The 24,582-nt window shown below is 69.0% G+C and carries 8 protein-coding genes (1 of these 8 running past the window's edge); 6 read left to right on the top strand and 2 right to left on the bottom strand.

What is annotated here, in order from left to right:
- Positions 1 to 27: 27 nt before the first annotated feature.
- Entirely contained in the window at positions 28 to 3,486 is a 3,459-nt protein-coding gene (locus ACOCEP_RS34395) for an FAD-dependent oxidoreductase (protein ID WP_482333559.1), read from the bottom strand.
- Entirely contained in the window at positions 3,483 to 5,273 is a 1,791-nt protein-coding gene (locus tag ACOCEP_RS34390) for a fatty acyl-AMP ligase (protein ID WP_482333557.1), read from the bottom strand. Before ACOCEP_RS34390 ends, ACOCEP_RS34395 begins: the two co-directional genes overlap by 4 nt.
- A gap of 215 nt (positions 5,274 to 5,488) precedes the next feature.
- On the opposite strand from ACOCEP_RS34390, the gene ACOCEP_RS34385 reads away from it, so the two are divergent.
- The 6 genes from ACOCEP_RS34385 to ACOCEP_RS34360 form a co-directional block, all read left to right on the top strand.
- Positions 5,489 to 6,442: a 1-phosphofructokinase family hexose kinase gene (locus ACOCEP_RS34385; protein ID WP_482333555.1), complete on the top strand. Its 954-nt coding sequence runs from the start codon at positions 5,489 to 5,491 to the stop codon at positions 6,440 to 6,442.
- Positions 6,443 to 6,505: 63 nt separating this feature from the next.
- Positions 6,506 to 7,783 carry a class I SAM-dependent methyltransferase gene (locus ACOCEP_RS34380; RefSeq protein ID WP_482333553.1) on the top strand — a complete coding sequence of 426 codons (1,278 nt, stop codon included), beginning with the start codon at positions 6,506 to 6,508 and terminating at the stop codon, positions 7,781 to 7,783.
- 10 nt (positions 7,784 to 7,793) lie between these two features.
- On the top strand, positions 7,794 to 8,990 hold the full coding sequence (locus tag ACOCEP_RS34375) for an ROK family transcriptional regulator (RefSeq protein ID WP_482333551.1): 1,197 nt from the start codon (positions 7,794 to 7,796) through the stop codon (positions 8,988 to 8,990).
- Between the two features lie 333 nt (positions 8,991 to 9,323).
- Positions 9,324 to 10,292: an ABC transporter substrate-binding protein gene (locus ACOCEP_RS34370; RefSeq protein WP_482333549.1), complete on the top strand. Its 969-nt coding sequence runs from the start codon at positions 9,324 to 9,326 to the stop codon at positions 10,290 to 10,292.
- A gap of 142 nt (positions 10,293 to 10,434) precedes the next feature.
- Positions 10,435 to 11,910: an NCS2 family permease gene (locus tag ACOCEP_RS34365; protein ID WP_482333547.1), complete on the top strand. Its 1,476-nt coding sequence runs from the start codon at positions 10,435 to 10,437 to the stop codon at positions 11,908 to 11,910.
- A gap of 367 nt (positions 11,911 to 12,277) precedes the next feature.
- Positions 12,278 to 24,582 carry the 5' portion of a WXG100-like domain-containing protein gene (locus ACOCEP_RS34360; protein WP_482333545.1) on the top strand. 15,469 nt of this gene lie beyond the right edge of the window, so 12,305 of the gene's 27,774 nt are visible here — the first part of the coding sequence; the start codon lies at positions 12,278 to 12,280; its stop codon lies off the right edge, out of view.

Raw genomic sequence — 24,582 nt, 5'->3', positions numbered from 1 at the left:
CACCTTTGCCGCATCCCTCAATAACCCTCATTGCCACTCCGGCAGAAGCGCGCTCCTGACCTGATCGACATGCGGCGGGATGAACATGCTGAAGTGGTTGCCACTCACGGGAAAGACCCGGATCCCCGCGGTTTCGACGTGCTCCCAGCCGTTCGCGGGGGCGTCCAGATGCAGCTTCAGCCCGAAGTGCGACGACGGCATCGGCGCGAATCCGTCGGCGGTCTTCAGCACGCGCAAGGTCAGGTCCGAAGGCGGGAAGGGGTAGGTCGCGTAAGCACGGATCGAGCTGAGCTGGACCTCCACGATCGAGGCCAGGTGTTCTTCGTAGCGGGCCGGATCGGTGGCACCGAGTGCGCGAGCGACCGCGTCCCGCTGCCCGGACAGCGGTGCGTTCAGGTCCACTCCGCAATCACAGGCACCGACAGCGACACAGGACATGTGCCGGACCACGGCCTGGTCGCGCAGCGCCCCGGCGATGTCGTCCTCCGGAACGGCTTGACCGGCGACGGCCACGAAGGTGTCCAGCAGGGCCACCGGCGCGACTTCCGCCCCGGCCGCGCGAAGCTGCCGACCGACCTCGTAGGCGACGACACCGCCGAAGGAATGGCCGCCGATCCGGTACGGCCCTTCGGGAACCAGCGTCCGGATCCGGTCGGTGATCGCTTCGGCGATCTCTTCGACGTCGTCCGTGGCGGCCCCGTCGCCGTCGAGCCTGCCCGGGATCTCGAAGGGGAACAAGGGGCTCTCCGGCCCCAGTGCGGCGGCGAGCGGACGGAAGTAGGTGCCCGCCGCGCCGATGCCGCCCACGCAGAAGAAGGGGCGCACGCCGGGTGCGAAGTTCTGTCGTACCGCGAACTGCCACCGTTCCAGTTCCGACGGTGTTTCGTCTTCGGCGAGGTAACTCGACACGGCGTCGATGGTGGGCAACTGTAGGAACAGAGTGTGCGGGACCCGGAAGCCGAGATACGCCGACAGTCCTGACATGAGGCCGGCCAGGGCGAGGGAGTCGAAGGCGAATCCCGAAAGAGGGGCCCGTGGGTCGGGCTCGGCGGTGCCGGTGGCCTCGGAGACCGCCCGGACCAGCCAGGTTCGGATCTCGGCGGAGGTCCGGGTGACGGTCCTCGCGGGCGCGTCCGGGGCGTCGGGCGCCTCCGAACCGGCGAAGCGGCGCCGGACCAGGTCCAGCGCGTGGCTCATCGCGCATTCCACCGATTCGAAGCCCAGGAGGCCACCGGTGAAGTACGTGTTGTTCTCACCCTGCCGCGCTTCGAGGTCCTCCAGGATCCCGGACCGCACGTCCGCGCTCCTGAAATGCGGCATGAGCGACCAATCCCGGTGCAGCAACGGCCGCAGGTCGTGGCCACCGTATCCGGCGAGGTCGGTTTCGAGCTGTTTGCCGGTGTCCTCGCCGACGTAGGAGTAGCACGTGTAGACGTCGCTTCCGGGATACCGGTGCTGGAAGCCGATGCAGTGCCCGCGATCGACGGAGTCGTCCGCGAATTCGCCCAGCAGGTAGAACGCGTCCCTCGGTAGCCCGGACACGGCCGCCACCGTCGTCCGGTAACGCTGGTAGCGCGTCCGGTCCGCCCACTCCCGCTCGTGCGCCGAGGAGTCGAGCGCGGCGGTGATCCGGTCCGGCGGCACGGCGATGATCAGGTCGTCCGCGACGACGGTGCCTCGGTCGGTGTGGACGAGTACCGCGCCGGTCTCGGTGTCGCGACGCTCGACGGACACGACGTTCGTGGCGACCCGGACATCTCGCAGTTCCGCCGCGACCCGTTCCCACAGGGTCCCGAATCCGCCCTTGATGGTGAATCGCGCGTCGAGGGTCTCGGCCGTGGGCACGGTGTCGGAGATCAGTCCGGTCGTCTCGACGTACTTGACGAAGTACAGCGCGGGAAGGTCGTCGTCGGGGAAACCGTAGCCGGCGCAGGTGTATCCCAGCCCGAACGTGGTGTACATCGACCGGAGATCGTTTTCGGCCAGCCATTCCGACAGCGGAGCCGACAACGCGGCCGCGGAGTGCGCCAGGCCGGGCTCGCCGATCCGGGGGAACCGTTCCGCCCTCAGCCGCTCGTAGCGTTCGACCGAGCCGTCGGTGAAGAAGCGCATGTCGGTGGTGGTCCGTCCCGACCGGCCGGTGCTCAGCACCCGCTCGGCCGGGGTGGGTTCCGTCGCGACACCGAGTTCCGCCGCGAGTGCGGCCAGCCGCCGGTACCGGCCGGTGCAGATATGCGCGCCCAGATCGTGCGGATGCCCGTCGAACTCCACGGACGCGGCCTTGCCCGCGACGTGATCGGCGGATTCGAGCACGATGGCGCGGTGCCCGGCGCGCTCCAGTTCGCGGGCGGCGGTGAGGCCGCTCGGGCCAGCCCCGATGACACAGACCGTCCTCGTCGACGGCACGGCGCCGCGCCGGGGCGGCCGCAGCAGTTCGGCGAGTTCCGGTGGCATCGGCTTGCCCAGGCGCGCGAGCGAGGTCATGCGGTACATCAGCGCACGCAGATGGCCGAGCGACGCGGTGGTGTGCGGGGAGCGGCTCAAGGGGATCCCGAGCCCGGCCGGGGCGAGCGCCGGATCGAAGGCCAGCGCGTCGGTTTCCTCAGTGGACAGTGATCGGTCGAAATGGATTTCGGCCAGGTCGGTCCACTGGGGTGCGCCGGGCCACGGCTTGGTCGCGTCGAGCGCCGCTTGGAACCCGGCGACGTCGGAGTCCACGGGATGCAGACTGATCTGGAGGACGCAGTCGACGCCGCCGGTGTCCAGCCGCGCCCGGAGTTCGTCCCTGAGCCCGGAGGCGGAGCCGGTTTCCCCGGCGGGGCGGCCGACGGCTTCCGGTGGAGTGGGCGGCCACCACAGGTCGCCGTGATCGAACCGGCCGTGCCGCACCGGTTCCCGCGCCGGGATCACCCGGTACCGGGCCAGCCACGGCGTACCGTCCGCGGCGACGAAGATCCGGGGTGCCTGGCTGTACAGCTCGTAGGCCGCGTAGGAGGTCGCCACGCGCTCGGTGTCCCACAGTGCCGTGCGCAGATGTGGAAGACGACGCAGAACCTCGTCGCGCCGCTCCGCCGAACCCGCGGTGAGCTGCCGGAAGGTGTGGGCGTCATGGGCGAAGAAGTGCTCACCGGTGTTGAACGTCAGATCGAGCAGACCGCTCTGGGGCGACGCCGGGTCGAGCAATCGCAGCGAGAGGCCGCGCACCGAGACCTCGTGATCGTCCTCGCCCTGGGAGTTGCTGTACCGGCCGAGAACCGGAAAGACCTGCCCAGGACGGAAGAAGTCCTGGGCGGGGAAGGCCTGGTCGGTGACGAAGCGGAGGAGGCCGCGAGCGCCGGTCGAGGCCGGATGAAGGAACCGGGCCCGGTGGCGCGCCGAGTAGGCGACCAGCCCGGAGAGGTCGATGAGGACCTGACGGAAATCCTCGTCGATGTCGTACAGCCGAGGGTCTCCGGGGCCGGAGGACAGCACGAAACCGGGATTCACATCGCCTCCTGAAGCTCGTGACCGGAAGAGTGGAAGACATGCAGTACTTCGTCCGATCCGGACAGTGAGCCGTCTGAAAAGGACCTTCCGGCCACCTGGCGCCGCAGCTTGCCGCTGGAGGTCTTGGCGGCCAGACCGGGACGGCCGATCAGCAGGGTGTCGACGGTGATTCCGTGGTCCAGTCCGACACAGGTGCGCACGTCCTCCCAGATCCTCCGTGCGTCCTCCGCGTCGAGCCGGTCGGCGCGGGTTTCGACAAGTACCACGACCTTGCTCCCCGTGTCGCCGTCGACCGAAAAGACCATCGTGCCGCCGGGCCGCAGCAAGGGATTGCAGTCCCGGACGGTGTCTTCGACGTCTCCGGGGTACACGTTGCGGCCGCGGATGATCATCAGGTCCTTGATCCTGCCGGTCACATAGAGTTCGCCGTCCAGCAGGAAGCCGAGATCACCGGTCCGGAGCCAGCCACGAGGATCGTCCACTCCTTCAAGCCGGGCATGGAAGATCTCGGCGGTCAGCTCCGGCCGACCCCAGTAGCCGGCCGTGGTGGTCGTGGACTGCACCCAGACCTCCCCGACCCGCTCGGCCGCGCACGGCAGGCGGGTGGCCGGGTCGACGATCCTGATCTCGTCGTCCGCCTTGCTGGAACGGCCGCAGCCACGGAGGATCGTCGCTCGCCCGGTCTCGGAAGTCCTCACGACCTGTCCTCGGGCCAGCGCGTCTTTGTCGACTACCACCCGTCCTTGTCCCCGATTGGTGACACTGGCGGTGTTCTCGGCCAGGCCGTACGCGGCGAAGAAGACGTCCTCGCGGAGCCCGGTTCCGGCGAACGCCTCCGTGAACTCGCGGGCCGTCCGGTCGCGAACCGGTTCGGCCGCGCAGATCGCCATCTCCAGCCGGCTCAGGTCCCAGCCGGCGCGCTGCGCCGCGGTCGTCTTCCGGACGGCGAGGTCGTAGGCGAAGTTGGGCGCGGAGGTGATCGTCGCGCCGACCCGGGACATGACGGCGAACCAGACGGCGGGATCACGCAGGAAGGTCACGGGCGACATCAGGTGAGTGGCCGAATTGCCGCACACCGTGCTGAGGATGACGTTGATCAGCCCCATGTCGTGGTACTGCGGGATCCAGAACACGCCGCGGGTCCCGTCGTGCAGCCGCAGATCGGTCACGTTCGCCGCGAGCTCGTGCGCGATGTTCCCGTGGGTCACCACGACACCCTTGGGCGTGCCGGTGGAGCCCGAGGTGTACTGCAGGAACGCGGTCTCGTCCGGCGAAACCGGCTCGTGCCGGGCAACCGTTCCCGCGTCCCCGCGGAACCGCCGATCGGTGCGGTACCAGGAAAGCTCCGGGACATTCGTCGTGCTCCGGCCGAAAAACCCGGCCACGGCAGCGATCTTGCGGGCCCGGTCGTAGGTCGCGTTCGTCAGCGCGGCCCTGGCTCCACAATCCGCCACGATCTTCGCGAAGGTGTCCATCGAACGACCGGGGCGCGTCGGGTCGGGCGGGTAGACGGGGACCGGCACGACACCGGCGGCCAGACAGCCGGTGAAGGCGGCGATGAAGTCCAGGCCTGGCGGATACACCAGTACTGCCCGGTCACCGGCTCGCAGACCCCAGCCACGAAGAGCCGTCGCGATCTTGTCCGTCGCCTCGCCGAGTCCTCCGGCGGTCAGTGTTCCCGCATCCCGGCCATCGTCGCCCACCCAGGTGAAAAGCAGCCGCGCCGGATCCACCGAACACAGCCTGCGTAACGCTCCGAGCACCGTCGGTGAACTGGGGGAAGTCATGGCTGATCGTGTGCCTCCGGCGCACCTGAAAAGAAGAGGACTCCTGCCGGAGAGTCTTTTCGGCCAAGAATACTGCCCGGTATTCCGACGGTCGTGCCCGAATGACGAGCTGTACCTAAGGGCACAAAGGCTATCCGCGGACGTCCGCTTTTTCCTCTCGCCGTTGAAAAAGAGGATCGCGCTGGACAGGCTGATCCACGGCCTGCGATGGCCTGATGGAGGGTACGGGAATGTTCGTGGTCTTGGCGGCCGATCCGAGCGTCGATCGGGTGATCGAGGTGGATCGGCTCGAACGGGGCGGCCTGCACTGGGCTTCCGCCGGAACGGTGCGTCCCTGTGGCAGGGGCGTCCACTTGGCACGGGCGTTGGCGGGTAACGGTTTCGGCGCCCGCGTGGTGGTCCCCGCGGGCGGGCCCGACGGTGACAACCTGGTCAGTCTGCTCCGCGCCGAGGACATCGAAGTGATCCGGGTCCGCACCGAAGCGGCCGTGCGGCGGAACATCGGACTCGTGGAGCCGGACGCCACGGTGACGAGGGTGAACGAGATCGGCCCGCGCCTGTCCGGCAACGAAGTGCGCGTTCTCTGCGACGCGCTGGTGAAACACGTGGACGACGCGCACTGGGTGGTGCTGGCGGGGCGGACACCCCGCGGAATGGATCCCGAAACGCTCGCCGAAATGGTCGCCCGGCTGACCGGTGCCGGGGTCAAGGTCGCCGTCGACAGCAGCGGCTCGGCCCTGGTGGAGGCTGTGAAGGCGGGGCCGGCGCTGGTCAAGCTGAACCTCGAAGAGCTCGAAAGCGCGACCACTCGTCAGCTGACCACCTTCGCCGACGTCGCCGACGCGGCCCAGCAACTGCGCTCGCTGGGAGCGGGCGCGGTGCTGGCCGGGTTCGGTGCCAAGGGCGCGGTGCTGGTCGAGGACACCGGGACGTGGCGTGCCAAGCCGACGCCGGCCAGGCCGGTGAGCACGATCGGCGCCGGTGACGCTCTGCTCGCCGGATTCCTGGCGGCCGGAGCCGAGGGGGCAGAGGCACTCAGCGCGGCGGTGTGCTGGGCCGCCGCCGCGGTTTCCCTGCCGGGCAGCGTGATGCCGGGCCCCGTCGACATCGAGGCTCGTGAACGCGAAGTGGACGCCAGCTCCGAGTGGGACGAAAAAGTACGCGGTTGATCGTCCGGAACCCCCGACTGCCGGCCTCACTCCGGCGGGGAATGTGAACGAGGGAAGCTTGTGTTGGACAACGCCATTTGTTCGGCCGTCAGGGAACACGCCTGGGTGGGAATGGTCCGGCGGGCACCGTCCGGGGTGCTCGAAGTCCGGCCGGCGAACGACGCGCTGGCCTTCGGCGGCGCGTCGTGGGCGCTGACCGGCGAGTACCTGAGCAACTGGGCGGACCTGTACGAATGGGCGTTCAAATCGGCCGAACTCGACGCGACGGGTTCCGATTTCATCGGGCTGACCACCGCCACCACACCGTTGCCGGACAAGGACGTCCGTGACTGGATCGAGCACACCGTCGCGCTGGTGCGGGAGTCGAAGCCTCGCCGTGTGGTGGATCTCGGCTGCGGGACCGGGTTGCTGCTTCGGCACCTGCACGACGGGATCGAGTCCTACGTCGGGATCGATCCGACGAAGTTCGCGGTGGACCGTATCCGCGAGGCGCGGCTGCCCGGCGTGCGCGCGGTTCTCGGCGGAGCCCACGATCTGTTCTCGCACAAGGTGAAGCGGGCCATCGCCGAAACCATGGGCGAGGGTGGCAGGCCGGATTGCGTCGTGCTGAACAACGTCGTGCAGTGCTTCCCCGGTACGGAGTATCTGGCCTCCGTTCTCCGCGACGCGATCGAACTGGTCGAATCCGGTGGCCGGGTCATCCTCGGAGATCTGCGGAATCTGGCCCTGGCCGGAGAATATCGCCGGTGGCTGGAAGCGGGCGCGGACAGCGGGCCGGGGTTGTTCCGGGACGAGGAGGAACTCTTCGTCGACCCGAACCTGATCGGGTTGCTCGCCGCTTCGGTGGATCGTCCGGTCAAGGTCTCCATCCGGGCGAAGACCATGCCGGGGGACAACGAGTTCACCAGGTTCCGCTACGACGTGGTCATCCACGTCGACCCCGGGCAAGAACAGCCGCCCCTCGCCGAGGTGTCTTGGCGGGAACTCACCGGCGACCGGCTGGCGACATTGTCGGAGCTTGCGGGCGAGGGCCCGCTCGCGATCACCGGGATCCCGAACGCGCGCACCGCGAGCGCGGACGGAGTGTCCTCGGGCGCTTTGAGCGCCGCCATCGAGGGCACCGGTCTGGTGGCCACGTTGTCGCTCGACGACCCGGCGCTCCTGGAAGTCCGGCCGGCCGGCGGTGTGGAGCCGAGGCTGGACGCCGAACCGCTCGAAGACGATTCGCTCGAGAGGTTCGTCGCCCGTCGCCTGCCGGAACTCCTGCGCAGCCACCTGGCCGAGAACTTCCCCGGCGTGCGGCTGCCGGAAATCGTCGTCAGGAAAGCCCCGGGTTCGTAAGGGCTGTTCCTTGACTCCTGCGAAGAAAACCGGCCGGGCGCCGTCGATGCGCGGTGACTCCGCCCGGATGCTGCGACGGCACAACGAATCCCTCATTCTTTCGGCGCTGTATCACGACGGCCCGATGAGCCGAGTGGAACTGGGGCCCCTGACCGGACTGGGGCCCGCCGCGATTTCCCAGCTGGTTTCGGGTCTGCGGCGGAGCCGGTTGGTCCGTGAAGCGGGCCAAGTGGCGTCCAGCGGAGGACGGCCTAGGGTCCTGCTCGAGATCGACCCCGACTTCGGTTACCTGGCGGGAGTGGACCTGACCGGAGACTCCGTCGCCTGGGGATTGTTCGACCTGACGATGCGCCCGGTCGACATGCTGCGGCGGAAACTCCGAAGTGGATTCACGGACGTCGAAGGGCTGGCTCGCGAACTGACTTCGGGGCTTCGCGAGCTGTTGAACTCGGCCGATGTCCGCGAGCCCGACTTGCTGGGGATGGGAATCGGGCTCCCGAAGACGGTGACCGCGCCCTCTCTGGCGGATGAGTGGTCGCCGGACCGGCTGAAGTCCTTGACGGGGCTGGAGATTCCGGTTTTCGTCGGAGGCGGGGTGACCAACCATGCTTTGGCGGAGAGCCGGTTCGGCGCGGGGCGCGGCTTCGAGCGCGTGATCGTGGTGGAGATCGGTGCGGGCGCCGATGCCGCTCTCGTCGTCGATGGGCACGTGGAACGAATCTGCGAATGGGGTCACACGACCCTCGACTTCGGCGGACGGCCGTGCCACTGCGGCTCACGAGGCTGCGTCGAGGCGTACGTCGGCGTGAGCGGCATTCTCCAGCGGTATCACGAATCGTGCGGGCCTCGGCCGCCTTCCCGCGAGAAGGAAAGCGCCAAGCTGAGCGCGCTTCTGCGGTCCACCGCCAACTCCGGACCGGCGGCGGCGCTGGTGCGGGAGACCGTCGGCTACCTCGGCGCGGCGATCGGGAACCTGATCTCCGTGTTCACGCCGTCCAAGGTGATCCTCACCGGCTGGGCCGGTCTGTTGCTGGGAAAACGCTTCATGACCGACATCCGGAAGGTCGTCGCCGGGTACACGTCGCAGCACGCGTATCGGCACACCTCCGTCGACCTCGGAGGCGCCGGGCCGAGGGCGGCGATGATCGGAGCGGCCGCTCTGACGGTCGAGGCCCTACTCGCCAGCGGTGAAGATCCTCGCGCCTAGATGAGCGATTCCGCGAAGATCAGTGGACGACACGCGTGATCAGACGGACGACACGTGTGATCAGATGGACGACACGTGTGATCAGATGGACGACACGGCGGAATCTCGGATCCCGACGCGTGTCGTCCGTCTGATCACGCCCGGCGTCCTTCTGATCACGCCCGGCGTCCATCTGGTCACGCGTGATGCCCCTGCCTGAATATCCTGCCCGTGCGGCCATCCTTCGGGCACGCATGCTGGACGAACGACTGTTTGTCCTCGTGACGGCGCTGGAAACATCCTCCGATCGGGTTACCGTCCGATTCCGGGCGAGCCTCGCGAAGGGGAAAAGAATTGTTCGAACATCTCGGGAAACGGGCCGTCGCGTTCGCGGTCACCATCCTGCTTCTGGTGACTTCGGTGAGTGGTTGCAGCGCTTTCTCCGAATCGGCGCCGCCCGCCCCGGAGAAAGCCAAGATCACGGTGTCCGCCCTGCCGACTATCGACCTGGCCCCCCTGTGGCTGGCGCAGGAGGGCGGCTACTTCGAGGCCGAGGGACTCCAGGTGACCCTGAAACCGGCGAACAGCGGCCAGCCCCCTTACGAGGAGATGAACAGCGGCAAAGTCGACATGGTCCTGTCGAGCTATGTCCCGTTCATCCTCAGCGGGAGCACGCGCACGCAGAACATCAAGCTCGTAGCCGACGGTTCGTCGCTCGACAAGTACAGCAGCGCCATCGTCACCGTGCCGGGTTCTCCGGTCCAGCGGGTCACCGACCTTCCCGGCAAGCGAATCGCGGTCGTGGGGAACAACACCGTGGCGCATCTGCTGATCCGTTCGGTGATGGGTGACCACGGCGTCGACGACGGCCGGGTCGACTGGGTGACGATGCGGTTGGAAGACGTGGCCACCGCCTTGAGCGAGAAGCGTATCGACGCGGCTTATCTGCCCGAGCCGTTCCTGACCCAGGCTGCCCTTTCCTCCCAAGCCTCGATCGTCGCCAGTCTTTCGTCCGGCGCGTCCGTGAACTTCCCGCTGACCGGGTACGCGACCACCGCCGAGTGGGTATCGGCCAATCCGAACACCCTCGCGGCTTTCCGGCGGGCGCTGACCGCGTCGAGCCGCGACATCGCCGATCGGTCGAAGTTCGAACCGATCGTGGTGAACCATCTGAAGATTTCCGCCGACGCCGCGGCCCTGATGTCTCTTCCGACGTTCAGTGCCGTGGTCAATCCGCAGCGGCTGCAACGGGTTTCGGATCTCTTGCACGCGATGCAGGTGACACCCGAGCGATTCGACGTCACCACGATCATCGCGCGGTGACCCGGTCCGGTCGCCCGGTTGCCCTATTCGACTTGATTCTTTTGGACGAACACTCCGCTCTGCCGCCCGGGTCGCTGATCATTTTCTAACATCGTCTCTTCCGTGACGAAGCACTCACGGAACCCGACGAAAGCAGGGGACGATGGTCAAGGCACAGGAGCGAAAAGGCGGCCGTCCGGTGTCCACACTGGACCGGTTCTTCAAGATCAGTGAGCGCGGCTCGACACCGGGGCGGGAGATCCGTGGTGGGGTCGTCACGTTCTTCACGATGGCCTACATCGTGGTGCTGAACCCGCTGATCATCGGCAGCTTCTCCGCGGACGATGCCGGCGCGCACAAGGACGTGCTGGGCAACATCCTGCCCGTGCCGCAGGTGGCGGCGGTGACGGCGCTGGTGGCGGGGGTGCTGACGATCGTGATGGGGCTGGTCGCGAACTATCCGTTCGCGATCGCCACGGGGCTGGGTATCAACAGCCTGATCGCGGTCACGTTCGCCTCGCAGATGAGCTGGCCCGAGGCGATGGGCCTGGTGGTGATCGAGGGCCTGGTCATCGTCCTGCTGGTCTTCGCCGGGATCCGGACCGCGGTGTTCAACGCCGTGCCCGCCCCGCTCAAATCGGCCATCGCCGTGGGTATCGGCCTGTTCATCTGCCTGATCGGCCTGGTCGACGCGGGATTCGTCCGCCGCGTCCCGGACGACGCGAAGACGACCGTGCCGGTCGGGCTGGGCATCGACGGTTCGATCGCGTCGTGGCCGACGCTGGTGTTCGTCGTCGGCCTGCTGATCACCGGGATCCTGGTGGCGAAGCGGGTCAAGGGCGCGATCCTGATCGGTGTGCTCGCCTCGACCGTGCTGGCGATCGTCATCGAGGCGATCACCAAGGTCGGCCCCTCGAAGGGCGTCAACCCGCAGGGCTGGAACCTCGGTTACCCGGCGCTGCCGGATCAGGTCCTGGGCATACCGGACCTTTCGCTGGTCGGTGACATCTCCTTCGGCGCGTGGACGCGGCTGCCGATCATCACCGTCGTGCTGCTGGTGTTCACCCTGGTGCTGGCGGACTTCTTCGACACCATGGGCTCGATGACCGGCCTGGCGAAGGAGGGCGGGCTGCTTCCGCCGGACGGCAAGCTGCCGAACGTCGGCAAGGCGTTGTTCGTCGACGGCACCGCCGCGGTGGCGGGCGGCTTCGCGTCTTCGAGTTCGAACACCGTCTTCGTCGAGTCCGCGTCCGGTATCGCCGAGGGCGCCAGGACCGGGCTGGCGAACGTCGTCACCGGGGTGCTGTTCATCGCGGCCATGTTCCTGACCCCGCTGTATCAGGTGGTGCCGGTCGAGGCCGCCGCTCCGGCGCTGGTCGTCGTCGGCGCGCTGATGATGAGCCAGGTCAAGGAGATCGACTTCTCCGACTTCACCGTCGCGCTGCCCGCGTTCCTGACGATCGTGGTCATGCCGTTCACCTACTCGATCGCGAACGGCATCGGCGCCGGCTTCGTCAGCTACGTCGTGCTCCGCGCGGTCTCCGGCAAGGCCAAGGGCGTGCACCCGCTGATGTGGGGCATCGCGGCCATGTTCGCGGTCTACTTCGCGCTGGGCCCCATTCAGGCCGTGTTCGGCTAGATGGCGTGCGGGCAATGGGGCCGTGCGGTGGCCGTCCTGTGTGTCTGGAGGGACGACACTTGTGATCAGACGGACGACACCTGTGATCAGACGGACGACACGGGGCCACGGTCTTGGGCGATGGCCAGTTCCCCTGAATTTCTTAACGGAGGCTTTGTGCCGGGCCGTGCTTTCGGCGAGGTGTATTGCCCGATCGTCCGGCCCTGAATCGGCTTTCTCGTGAGGGAAGTTCCCTCGAAACGAGGCGCACCGCGAGTTCGGCGCGCGGTTGGAGAAAGTAAGGAAAACGCTGGAAAGAACGTTGATCCGGAGCACTGACGACCTGGGTCGATCACCTGTTCGAGTTCGTGGGAGGAGGTGAGAGGAAATGGCCGGTGGTTCGGTGAAGCTGCCCCCGGAGTTGCAGAAGTTCTTTTTGGTGACGTTGGGGATGTCGTGGCCTGAGGGCAATGATGTGGCGTTGTCTGCGTTGGAGCGGGCGTGGCGTGAGTTCGAGGTGGCCGCGCAGGAGTACCAGGACGCGTTGCGGGCGAGCGGTGCCGGGGTGGACGCGGCGCTGGAGGGGGACACAGGGCAGTTCTTTTCGTCGTTTCTGGGGCGGGACATGGTGTCGGGTGTGGAGGCGTTGGTTGAGGCGTCGGGCAGTCTGGCGTCGATGACGAAGACGGCCGCGGCCGATGTGGTGAAGGCCAAGGTCATGATGGTCGCGATGGCGGCGATGGCGTTGGCGACGATCGTGCATTTGCTGGCGACGTTGATTTTCGCGTTCATGGCTGGTGCGGCGATTTTGACGGCGCGGGCGGCGTTGATGGCGGTGTGGCGTGCGCTGGTGGCGAAGATGCAGGCGTTGGCGGCGATGTCGGCGAAGCAGCTGGGTGGCAAGGCGCTGGCGGGGTTGAGTGCCGCGGCGTGGCAGGCGGGGAAGTTCGGGGCCGCGGGCGCGGGGATCATGGGTGGTTTGGACCTGTCGATCCAGGCGGGTCAGGTCGCGGCGGGCAAACGGGACGGGTTCGACGGAAAGTCGCTGCTGGGGTCGTTCGTGGGTGGTGCGCTGGGGGGTGCGTTCGCGGGGATCTTCCACGCGGGTGCGGTGTGGGTGCGGGGCGCGGCCCTGGCGGGCACGGGGGAGGCGGCGGCGAAGGTAGCGGCGAAAGAGGCCGCAGACGCGGTGGCGGCGAACGTAGCGGCGAAGGAGGCTGCTGATGCTGTGGATGGCGCGGTCCCGGGTGGGGTGACGGGGAAAGCGGGGGGTGAGAAGGCGCCGGAGGCCAGGACGGATGCGGGAAAGGCGGTCGAGGCGCCGAAGCGGGTGGTTCCGGGGTCCGTGGAGGCGTTGGGTCACCTGTCGTACGGGTTTGGTCAGGTGGGGGTGGTGTTCATCACCGCTCCGGTGATCAACGCCGCCACGGGGTCACCGCACGCGAGTCCGTGGCTGGGGATGCTGGGGGCGTTGTCCGGGTTCGGCGGCGGCCGTAGCGGTTCGTCGTCCGCGGGTTCGGGTGCGGGTTCGCTGGACGCGCTGATGTCGGCGTTGGGTCATCTGCCGGGCGCGCCGCAGCTGACGATCCCCGAACCGGGCGCGGTCGCCGCGGACACGAAACCCGGTACGGACGTCAAGACCGGTACGGACATCAAGACCAGCGCCGACGTCAAGACCGGCCTCGCGGCCGGCGCCAAGACCGAGGGCGGGCTCACCACCGGGGAAATGCTTTTCCCCGAGGCGCCACCGTCCTACGCGGACACGATCGCCGCAGACAGCCGAGCGGCCGACCCGGGAGTCACCACGACGACCGGTCACGCGCTGGGCGCGGTGTTCACTCCGGCAAGCGTCACCGAGGCCCCCGTTGCCTCGGCGCGCACAGGCACCGAGACGGCGACAGTCGAGTCAGGCCGCACCACGGCACCGGTGCTGGGCGAGACCTCTGGCGTGGTTCCCGCCGCCACCCCGGTCGCCCCCGTGGCCGGAGCGAATCCGGCGGCCGTTTCGACACCGGGAGACACCGGTGCGGGAAGGACGGCGACCCCGGAGTCCGCGACGGCGCGGCAGCAGGCGAGTACGGCAGGGCCGCTGGAGGCCGCCCGCCCCGTCACGGCAGCGGAGCCACGTGGTGCCACGCCGGCCACCACCGTCGCGCGCACCGACGGAACCGGCCCGGCCAGGCCCGAGACGGTCGCGAACGTCGCCCCCGCGCGGCCGGACGCGGTGGCTCCCGCGCTCGAACGGCAGGTCGGCCCGGAACAGACGGCCGCACGGGACGGTCGTAGTGCCGACACGGCGCAGACCGCGGGCAGGGCCACCGCCGACGCCACGACCACGGGCCCGGCGCGCGCGGAGCACGATCCGGCGCTCCCCGGCCACGACCGGGCAGCCGACGGCGGCGCCACCACCGACCGGTCCCGGCCCGAGGCCGAGGACGCGATGCCTTCGGCACGGCCGCTGATCTCGCCCGAGCAGGCGGTGATCGGCGCTTCGTTCCTGCCGGACGCCGAGGCGACCACGGTGGCCGACGCGTTCGCCGCCGGCGCGAGCAGGGGTTCCGACGCCGACTTCACCGTGGTGTGGCATTCGTCCACCGAAACCGGTGGGGGAGCGCGGACCGGACGGATCGAGCAGGTCGTCGACGCGCTGGCCGACGTGAACCGGAGCCTGTCTGCCACCGGTCAGCCGAAGCCGTGGAACAAACTCATGGTGGTCACCTGCGCGATCACCGACCCCGAGACCGCGCGGTTCGCGCAGCTCGCCCGGGACGCCGGTATCGCCCGGGAGGTGGTGCCCTTCGCCCCCGGACGTCGGGTCGAGGTCACCACGACCGCCCTCCGGCCGCTCGACCCCGGGCAGAACCCGACCCCGGGCGCGGTCCTGCTCGGCAAGGGCGCGGGGTTCGCCGAGGCCGGACCGAGCAGGCAGTCGTCCACCAGCACTCTGGCCTCGTTCGCCGACAGCGATGACGGCGGCTCGACGTTGGCCGGCTCGACGTTGGCCGGCTCGCACTACGACGGCTTCGCAGACGGCAAGCCCGCCCGGCCGACCGACCTCCGCTCCGCCCTGCCCATGTACGCGCGTGACGGAGAAGCGCTCGGCGGAGTCACCGTCACCGGCAAGGCCACCGGCGACAAGGAACTCACCGCGCTGGTCCGCGACTTCGTCAAGGAGCTCAAGGGCAAGGAGATCAAGCACGAGACGGGGTTCGGCCAGATCGCCACGCGGCTCACCCGCACGAGGTTCGAAACCCTGCTGCGCTCCGGCCGGACCTTCGGCGTGTGGGCGGACGGTGAGTGGTACTCGGTCAAGATCCGCGCGAAGATGGACCTCGACAACGCCGTCGTCAAGGGGAAAGAACCGTTCGACGTCGGTGTCGGGCACATCAAGGACTTCGAACAGGTCACGCATACCGAAGGCCGCAACGACACCCGGCCGTGGGTCGTCGGTGGCGGCGCGTCCACGATGCTGGCCACGGCGATGGTGCACGCCTGGGCGTCGGTGACGGCCTTCGTCGGACGCCCGGCCCGGCGGCACATCGCCACCACGACCACCACCAACCTCGGTTCGATCCGGGCGGCCGGTCCCGCCTGGGCGGCGGACGTCGGCGTCGACTACGAGGTCACCGTCACCGACAGCCGCGGCCGGGAGAAGACGGGGCCCGTCACCGGGCAGACGGTCAAGCTGATCATCCCGGAGCACCTGCGAGGGCTCGGCAGGCCGGCGAAGACCACGCGCGTGGGCGAGTTCCAGCCGGACTGGGCGAAGCGCATCGAGTTCACGGCGACCGAGGTCCTGAAAGTCAAAGACGAAGCGGCCCTGTTCGACGACGTGGCCGCGGCGCTGGGCCAGAAGGGACGTCCGTCCGCCACGGCGCTGGGAGCGCCCGGCTGGAACGAGTTGCGTGAGCTGCTGACGGGCACCGGCCTCCGGCCGTCCCTGTCGACGATGCTGTCCGGCACACCGGTGCTCTCCACCGACCTAACCAGCTTCGACGGCTCCGTCCGGCACGCCCTCAAATTCGAGGTGGACAGCCCCCGTGAGAACGATGTCGAGCTCGTCGGCGTGCTGCCGGACGATTCGATGCTCGGCTTCACCAACGTCACGGACATGACCGACACCGCCATTTCCACCGCGACCTCCGGAGGCCAGGTCGAGGTCGGGTTCGGTGGGCTGGCGCCGGTGTCGAAACTGTTCCGGGCGGCGGGCGGTATCACCGCCGGGGTGGGTTTCCGCCGCGTCCGCAGGGTCGCGACCGGCGCCCACACGAGCTCGGGGGCCGCGCTGTACGCCACCGGCGGCATCGGCGTGTACAAGGTGACGACGAACCTCAAGGTCACGCCCGTCGGCGGCAAGACGATGGAACCGCATCAGATCACCGCGTACGTGCGCATGGGCTTGCCGGAGGCCAAGGCACAGGGGCTGCCGGTGCCGCCCGGTACCTCGGACAAGGTCGTCCCGACCGAAGACAAGTTCTTCGAGCCGCCTTACCTGCCGACTTCGGCGGCCGGTGGCCAGGTCGCGGCCGGCCTTTTCACAGGCGCCACGAAGGTGTCCCCGGCTGTCGAGAGCTTCGTACGGTCTCTTCCCGGCTTCGCGAAGTTCCTCCCCGCTCGCGGCGATTTCCTTCCCAGCCCGGTGAAGGTGGATGGGTTCGCACTCCGCGAGCAGCTGGCGAACCTGCGCAAGATCGAGACCGCCTTCTCGGCCACCGCGATGCGGTCCCGGCTGGACAGCCTGATCGGCCCTGGCCTGAAGGTCCAGCTGAAGCGACGCGGCCTGTTCACCAGCGAGTACGTCGAAGTGCGGGTCAAGGCCAAGCTCTCGGAAGGCGAGCACCTCGGGAAGGCCTATGACCGGACGATCCTCGCCACCGCCGCGCACAGCCCGGTCAACTCCAGCGCGACGGCCACCGAACGCGGCGTGACCGTGGGTGCGGAGGCTCGTGCGGTCCTGGTGCCGGACACGTCGGCGGCGAGCGGGATGGCGGATTTCACCGTCGCGCCATTGCGGTTCGCCGGCAGCGAGTCACGGCGGAACGGGGTCGACCTCGAAGCCGAACGCCTCGACTGGAACCTCGGCAGCCAGAACACCCACGTCTTCGCGCACGACGTCGACTTCGAGATCGAGGTGCGTACCTTCAGCCGGCCGCGCGCCTGGGTGCGCCGCCTCACGCCGGGCTCTCCCTTCCGGACCGTGCCGGAGCCCACCGTCTACCGGCAGGACGCGATCGGCAGGCCCATCGAGGGCAAGGTCGAGCTCTGGCTCGACGAAGGCGTGGTGTGGAAACAGGACCCGGCCGAATTCGCCAAGGCCGGCACGCGCGAAGACGCCCCGCCGGAGGTGCGCTGGCTGAGCCAGGAGGAAACGCCGACGCTCGCGGAGTTCACGCAGGCGCCGGCCAAGCCCCCGCAATTCATGCGAGCCGAGGCGGTGACCGGGTCTTCACGGCTGCAAGCCTTGCTCGAAGAACTGCTCGGCAAGGTGACCGACGGCGATGCGGTGCTGACCTTGCCGGGCCCGTCCGCGGAGCGTCTCGACCGGATGTTCACCCCGGAACGGCTCCGCACCGAACTGCGTGCTCTCACCACCCACGGTGAGCTGTCCACGGGTCTGCGGTACAAGCGCCGTGTCCAGGACCGGGTCGCCGATGTCGGTGTCCGGATGGATCTCGAGAATCCCGTCGTGGTCTCGGTGGGGAGTCACTGGGACGCGGAACGGTCCTTCGTCGGGGGAAGCCACGCCGTCGGCGAGTCGGGTGGCCGCAAGGCGTTCGGCGCGCTCGCCTCCATCTCCAGCTATCTGCGGCCGCCCGACGGCAAGGGCCGCGGGCAGGTCTACCTCGGGGCGAATTTCGTTCCCTACAGCCGCGGTCACGACGAGTCGCTCGAAGTGGCGGCGGAGTACGAGCGCATGCGGCGCGGCGGCGCGGACGGCGATGGCCGCAACATCCTCGTGCGCTACGACAACCGCGTCCGCATGGTGGTCGAGACGCGTAACGAAGGGCTCATCGACTCCGAGGTGAAACGCGGCGGAGTCGAGTCCGTCCTCGCGGAGCCGTCGGGCGAGCGGCTGCACACCTATGTGCGCATGACCGAAGAGGAAGCCCGTGCCCTGAATCTGTTGCCAAAGGCCGAAGAACGGGCGAACCCGCCTGGCGAATTCGAGGCTCCCGAGCGCAGCTCCGACGGCTTCGGCACGGAATCGTTCGAGGACGTGCCCGACCTCGGGAACTTCTTCGGCAAGGGGATCGAAGAACTCCGGAAGCTCCGGCCGGGCCTGCTGCCGGCGTCCCTTTTGGACGACGCGATGCACAACCTTCGCCGGTTGCGTGATCTCGAATCCCCTCAGTCGGTGCTGGCCCTGATCGACGACCTCATCTCCGGTGGAGTGGGAATCCCGCTGCATCAGCGCGGTCTCCTGACGACCGAGACCCACCAGGTGCGCCTGCGCGCGGTGCCGACGAGGACCGAATTCAAGGACGTCGTCCACGACAACGTGGACAACGACGTGTGGACCTACGGATCACGGGTCACGATCGACGGCCAGGACAACGGCAAGACCTACGGAGCGACCGCGCGGGCAGGCGCGCGGGGTGTCTACAGCGACGGGGACACCAGCGGTTCCACCGGCGCCACGGCGGGCGGGAGCGTGAGCAAGACCACCACGGCCCGCCGCGAGAACTACAAGATCAACGCGGTCAACTACAACACCTCTTCGAACGGTCCCTTCGCGCGTTACCTCCAGCATCTGCGGCTGGACCTGGAACTCGTCCGCGTGGACGGTGAGCCGCTCCGCCTGGCCTCGCACGACACGTCGGTGACGAGGCGGACGCTCGCCGACGACCAGCGCATCGCCACGGAACCGGCGAGCCCGCCCGCCCGGCGCGAAGATCCCGTGGTGGTCCGGGTCGACCCGGCTGAGATGGACGCGGCCGGGATCCGGGAGTGGATGACCGGCGGCAGCGGAAAGCCGCTGCCCCGGATGGCGGCGATCGCGCACCTGGCGAACGCGGAAGCCATCCGTGACGCGGCGGGCGAAGCGGTGAGGCTCGCTCTCGAATCGGCCGGCCGCGGTGATGCCGCCCCGATGGCGAGTATGGCCTCCGACGCCGTGATCGCCGCCGCGACGTCGAGTAACCAGCTCAAGTCCCACCTGCGCGCCGGGCTCGACTACACCGGATCGGGTAAGACGTTCACCGCCACCGGCGCCGAACTCCCCGCCCTGATCGACGAGCGGGTCGTCGGCGGCAAGAAGGTCAAGGTGCGGCTGTACGCGCGCATCGTCAAGGAAAACCTCGCCGGGATGAGCGGCAAGGCGCGGATCGACCGGACCGCCCGCATCCGCGAGCAGGCGAACACGAGCACCGATCAGACGATCGGCGGGGCCACGGCGGTGAATCCGCTCGAAGCCTTCGTCGTGGACCCGAACGACAACTGGATCGCGCCGGGGCCGATCTCGGCGAACAGCCCCGGTGACTACCACACCCCGGTCACCGGGAACCTGCTGAGGAGGGCGCACGAAGAGCGCGCCTTCCAGTCCAAGTCGCTGCTCAGCCAGCACTTGGAGATCCGGGTCGTCGCGGAGACCGAAGACGGGCACCGTGGCGTGGCCGAGGCGCCGAACGTGTACGCGAAGACCCGGATGCAGACGAAGGAACTGGCGTCGCGAGGCCTGAAGCTGACGCCCGCTCTCCTCTCCGCCCAGACCAAGGTCTCCGACGCGGCGGACGCGTGGCGCGAAGCCGAAAAGAAGGCCGAAGCCACGCAGCGGGCGCTCGACGACAAATATCTCGAGCAGGTCGCGGCCGAGCGCCGGTTCGAAAGGCCGACGCGCGAGCTGGCCGAACTGATCGATCACTCCGCCGGACGCCTCGACGAGGTTTACGAGGCGGCCGAAGAAGCCGCAGCGACGGCTTTCGAAGAGGCCACCAGGGCGAGGGCCGTGCTCCCCGCACTGGCGGAAGAAATCCGGCGGCTCGAACAGCGGCCTCGAGCCGGAGAAGAACAGTCCGGGCTGACACTCGACCCGGCCCAGCCGTTGATGAGCCACGCCGCGGTGGACCGGGTGAAAGCCGACAGGGCACAGATCCACGCGTACGCCGAAACCCAACGGGCGCGCGCCGTCGAACTGACGGACGTCGTCCAGGACTTTGATGCGATCTACCGGGAATGGAAGACCGCGCGAGCCGAGTACGACAAGGCGAGCAAGGCTCTGACGCGAGACGCCAGGGCCGCCCGGCAGTCGGCGGACGAAGCCCTGGCGGCGTGGTGGGAGGCGAAAAAGGAGCAGCAGGAGGCGATCGACCGGTTCAACCGCCGGCCCGCGGCCCCACGGGCACCGGGCAACCGGCCGGAGCACGTCCTCTCCACGATCCCGGAGGACTCGGTAGCGCCGTCGGTCGCGAGGGAGTCCGAAGATGGCTCCGGTCCTGGGGCTGCCAAACCCGCGACGGCTCGCTACTGGCGCGGCGACCGGAGTTTCGGACCCGCACGACAGGTCGCGAAGACCGAGAACGCTGATCTGGTCATCGACGCGGTGGGCACCGCCACCGCGGAACTGAGGCACGCGCTGGAGAACGACGTCCGCTCGTTCTACGGAGGGCGCGAAATCACGGTCGACGGCAAGCGCTACCGGGTTTCCGCCGAGCCTGACTGGAACCGTGCCCGGCCGGTCGAGTCGTCCGCCACCACGACGTCGGAGAGCGCGTCGCGGAGCCACAGCACCACTGCCGCCGTCTCGGCCGGCCGCACGCCGATGGCACGGATCGCGTTCTTCCTGCCGATGGTGCCCGGCCTGTTCGGCCTCGGTCTCGTGTTCGCGCCGACCAACGTCGCGTCCAGCCGGCGTGCCGGGCATACCGAGTCGTCCAGCGAGACCGGCTCGATCTCGCTGCCGGAGGGCCGGACCCGGGTGCTGGACGTCCCACTCGAAGTCCGGGTGACCCCGCTCGACGCGGCAGGCAAGTCGGACGGGCCCACCACGATCGTCGGTTCCCCCGCGCATCCGGACAAGACGCTGGCCCCGGTGACCGTCCGGATGGCCATGCCGGAAGGGCTCACCGCGGCGGAGAGGTCTGTGCCGACTCCCGCGTTCCTGCCCGCCGCGGCTCTCGAAGCGGTGAGCGTCCGGCAGGAGACCGTCGCCGTGCACAAGGGCAAGGCGCGGCCGCCGCGTGCCGGTGAAGACCGGTCGATGGCGGGCCAGCTCATCCGGATCTGGAAGGTCGGCGGCGCGGCCGAACGCGGCGCCATCCGGAACGCGTTGAGCCCGGTGTCATTGGAACAAAGGCTTCCGTCGGTGGCCGTCAGCCGGAAGCAAGCCGACGACGGACACGGCTGGGTGAGCGCGGCGGCGATCCTGCCCGAGGGAAGTCCGCTGCGCAAACTGCTGCCCACCAAGCAGCGCGAACTGGAAATGCGGGTCATCGCCGAGCGGGTGGCCTACCTCGAAACGATCGAAGGAGGCGCCCACCGGCGGACGACCTCCGAATCGGCCACCGCCGAAAGCGGCGCCACCGCCACCCGCGACTGGAGCGGAAGCTTCGCCGCCGGACCCGGATTCGACGTCGGGGCCGTGTCCGTGGCGGGCGGCCTGATGGTCGGCGGCGGCCGGAACGTGATGCGCAGCCGGACCACCACGCGGACGACGGGCACCGATCACGCCACCGAGCGGACCGAACCTGTTGTGCGCTACAAGACCGTCTACCGGGTCGAAGCCCGTACGCCGGGCAAACCGGTCGTGGCCTTCCCCGCCGCTCTCGACGGCTATCACTGGACCGACGTCGAGAACGCGCGACAGGCGGGGATCACCGGCGACCGGGGCGAGCCGGTGCGGACGGTGCCGGCGGCCGAGGCCGAGGGCACGGTAGTGAAGGCCGCCCTCCAGTTGCCGGAAGCGGCGGAGCGGCTCAGCGCGATGATGCGCGCCTCTGCCCGCACCATCCCCGGCCACCACCGCTGGGCATGGCGGAACACGGATTTCGTCGTCGATCCCGACGCGGCTCCGCCCTCCGGCGGGCGGTCGGCCGCGGAGGCACGCCGGGTCGCGCGGGGACGCGCGATCGCAGGCGCCATCTCCGGGGAGAACCTGGCCCGGCGCGCGGCCGACATGCTCTCCGACGGTCCGCTGACGGTGGATCTCACCCCCGAGCACGGGCGGGGACACGAGTACCACGCGTCATTCCAGGTCTCGGCCAAACTCCTGGGTGAGCTGGAACCGCTGGACACCCCGGCCGGGAGGCCGGTCGAGACCACGCTGAGCGAAACCGAGCGAACCGCCGCCACGGCGTCGGTGACGAAGTCGTTCCTGGGTGGCGCGGTGGCGCGGGTCTACTCCTCCGTGGTGAATTCGATGGCGCTGCTCACGGCGTACTCCAAAGGCACCCGGACATCGAGCAGGACGACGGATCTCGAGCAGCAGACCGGCGTCACCGACCGGAGCGCGATCGGGACGGAGCTGGACACCTCCGGGAACGTCCGGCCCGAACCGCTGCGGCGGTACCGGGCCCGCGTCCGGCTGGACGTCGAGGGCAGCTACTGGAACCGGCAGACCGCGCTCGCCCGTGGCGCTTCGTTCGGCGCGTCCGGGCTGCACCGCCCGGAGACGCACAAACTGGAGATCGTCGACCCCGACGGAAACGCCGACCGGGGCTCGGTCGAGGTCGACGTCGTCTTGGAACTGCCCCCGTCCCGTGCGGTCGAGCTGACCCGTCGTGTGGAGCCGGTCGGCTGGGAGATCGTGCCCGAGCACGAACTCGCCCCGGGTGGGCAGCCGCACCGAGGGCAGTCGCGCGAACTCGACAACATTCGCGTGGTCTCGATCAAGGGCCTGGACCACGTGCGGAAGCACGGTGCCGAGGCGCAGGAGCGGGCGAGCGGCGATCCAGCCCTCGCCTTCGCCGACGGCGAGAACTCACGGCTCCGGGACGAACAGCTCTCCGAACGGTCCGCGCGCCTGAACCCCCGGCTCTTCAGCCGTCCGACGGTGATCGGTGACCAGCGGTGGGCGCGGCGGCGCGCCGATGCCGCCGCTCAGCTCGAAGTCTCCTACACCCTGCACGAGCCGAAGGTGCTCGCGACCTACACCCGGCAACCCGACCGGACGGTCTCCGGGACCAAGACGACCGGACAGGGCAAGGCGAAGGGCTGGACGCAGGCGAACTCCGTCGAGTACGCCTGGGTGCCGATGAGCGAGACGGTCCGCGAGGCCGTCGGCGTGCTGAGCCGCGCGATGGGGCTGCTGTTGCAGGAACTGGCCATCTGGAAGGGCGGCCGGAACACGGGCTCGATGACGCGGACGGAGACCGGGACTTCGACGGGGTTCCGGGGCGAGCCGGAGACCTACCACCTCGTCGAGGCGACCCTGGGGGTCACGGAGATCGCCGGCTCGCGGCACCGCGGGAATCTCGATCGTTACGACGTCACGAAGGCCCCGGCGCCGAAGTCCTTCGGTGTGCGGTACCGGCTGCCGGAAGCCGCCACGGTGCTGGTCACGGAGAAGCAGTTGCAGGCGATCCTCGCCGAAGACGCCCGGACCACCGCGGCGGAGCGCGAGCTCGCGGCCGAATCGGTGGGCACTCCGACGCCGGACACGACGGCGGCCTCCGCGAGCGAATCGGCTCGTCCCGGACTGCCCGCGGGCTGGGCACACGGAGTCCTGGATCCGCTCGATCTGAGCGACCAGATCGGCGCTCTGCGGGAAAGCCTCGTGGAGAAGCTGGGCCGCGAGCGCGCCGAGCGGCTGCTGCCGCTGTCCAGGCTGGAAGGACAGCACGACAACCTGGGGGACGCCCAGCGTTACCTCGCCGGTTTCCAAAGCTCGTTGGCCGACGTCACCAACGGCGGGACGAGCACGTCGCTACGGATCGAAGACCGGGTCAGTGGCGAGACCTTCGACCTCGTCGTCAGCGCCGAGCCCTTGACCGGCCCGAAGGCAGCGGCCGTCGAACACGGAACCCTGACCCGGGGCAGCAGCGTCGCGAGGACCAAGACCGAGTCGAAATCTTCGACGCGAATCCTCGCCGAGCTGACCAGCCTGTTCTCTCCGGCTGTTTCCCTGCGATCCGAGAAAGCCGTGGCGGAGTCGGAAGCCAAGCCCGGTAAGCACGGGGCGCCGTACTTCAATTTCGGATACGGCTTCGGTGGCATGTCGGAATGGCTCAAACAGTTCCGCGCCGAACAGCGGCAGCATGTCGAGACCCGGATTCAGTCGGAGATCGCGCGAGGCGCGCTGTACGTTTCCCAGGCCGACTTCCGCTTCGATCTCCGGGTTGAACGCAAGGGGGAGCGGCTGGCCGAGACCTCCGTGGACCGGACGGTGAGCTCCCGTTCGCTTCCGGAGGACAGCCCGAAGCCGGCCGACGGCGAACTCTCGGCGGGACAGGTGACCGTTCGCCACCCGTCGGAAGGTGCCCCGGACGCGCTGGAGCAGTGGGCGCAGGACACGCTGGGCGCCCGGTTCCCGGACCCCGGGCGTTCCCGTGCGCTGGACTTCCGCGGTGACACCGCCGATCTCGTGCGGGCTCTGGACCTCGGCTTGCGGACGGCGGGCCGCGCGGTCGATTCGGAGACCGTGCGGCTGGCGCGCGCCGCGTTCTCGCCGAGCAGGCTGGAGGCGCTGCAGACCCGGTACGCGGAGGGCGTGGAACTCGAACTGCCGCCCGCTCTCGGGGTCAAAGCCACCGTGTACGC

Source organism: Amycolatopsis sp. CA-211722, assembly GCF_056828465.1.
Note: the sequence above shows the minus strand (reverse complement) of the source record. Positions and strands in the feature narration are given on the sequence as shown.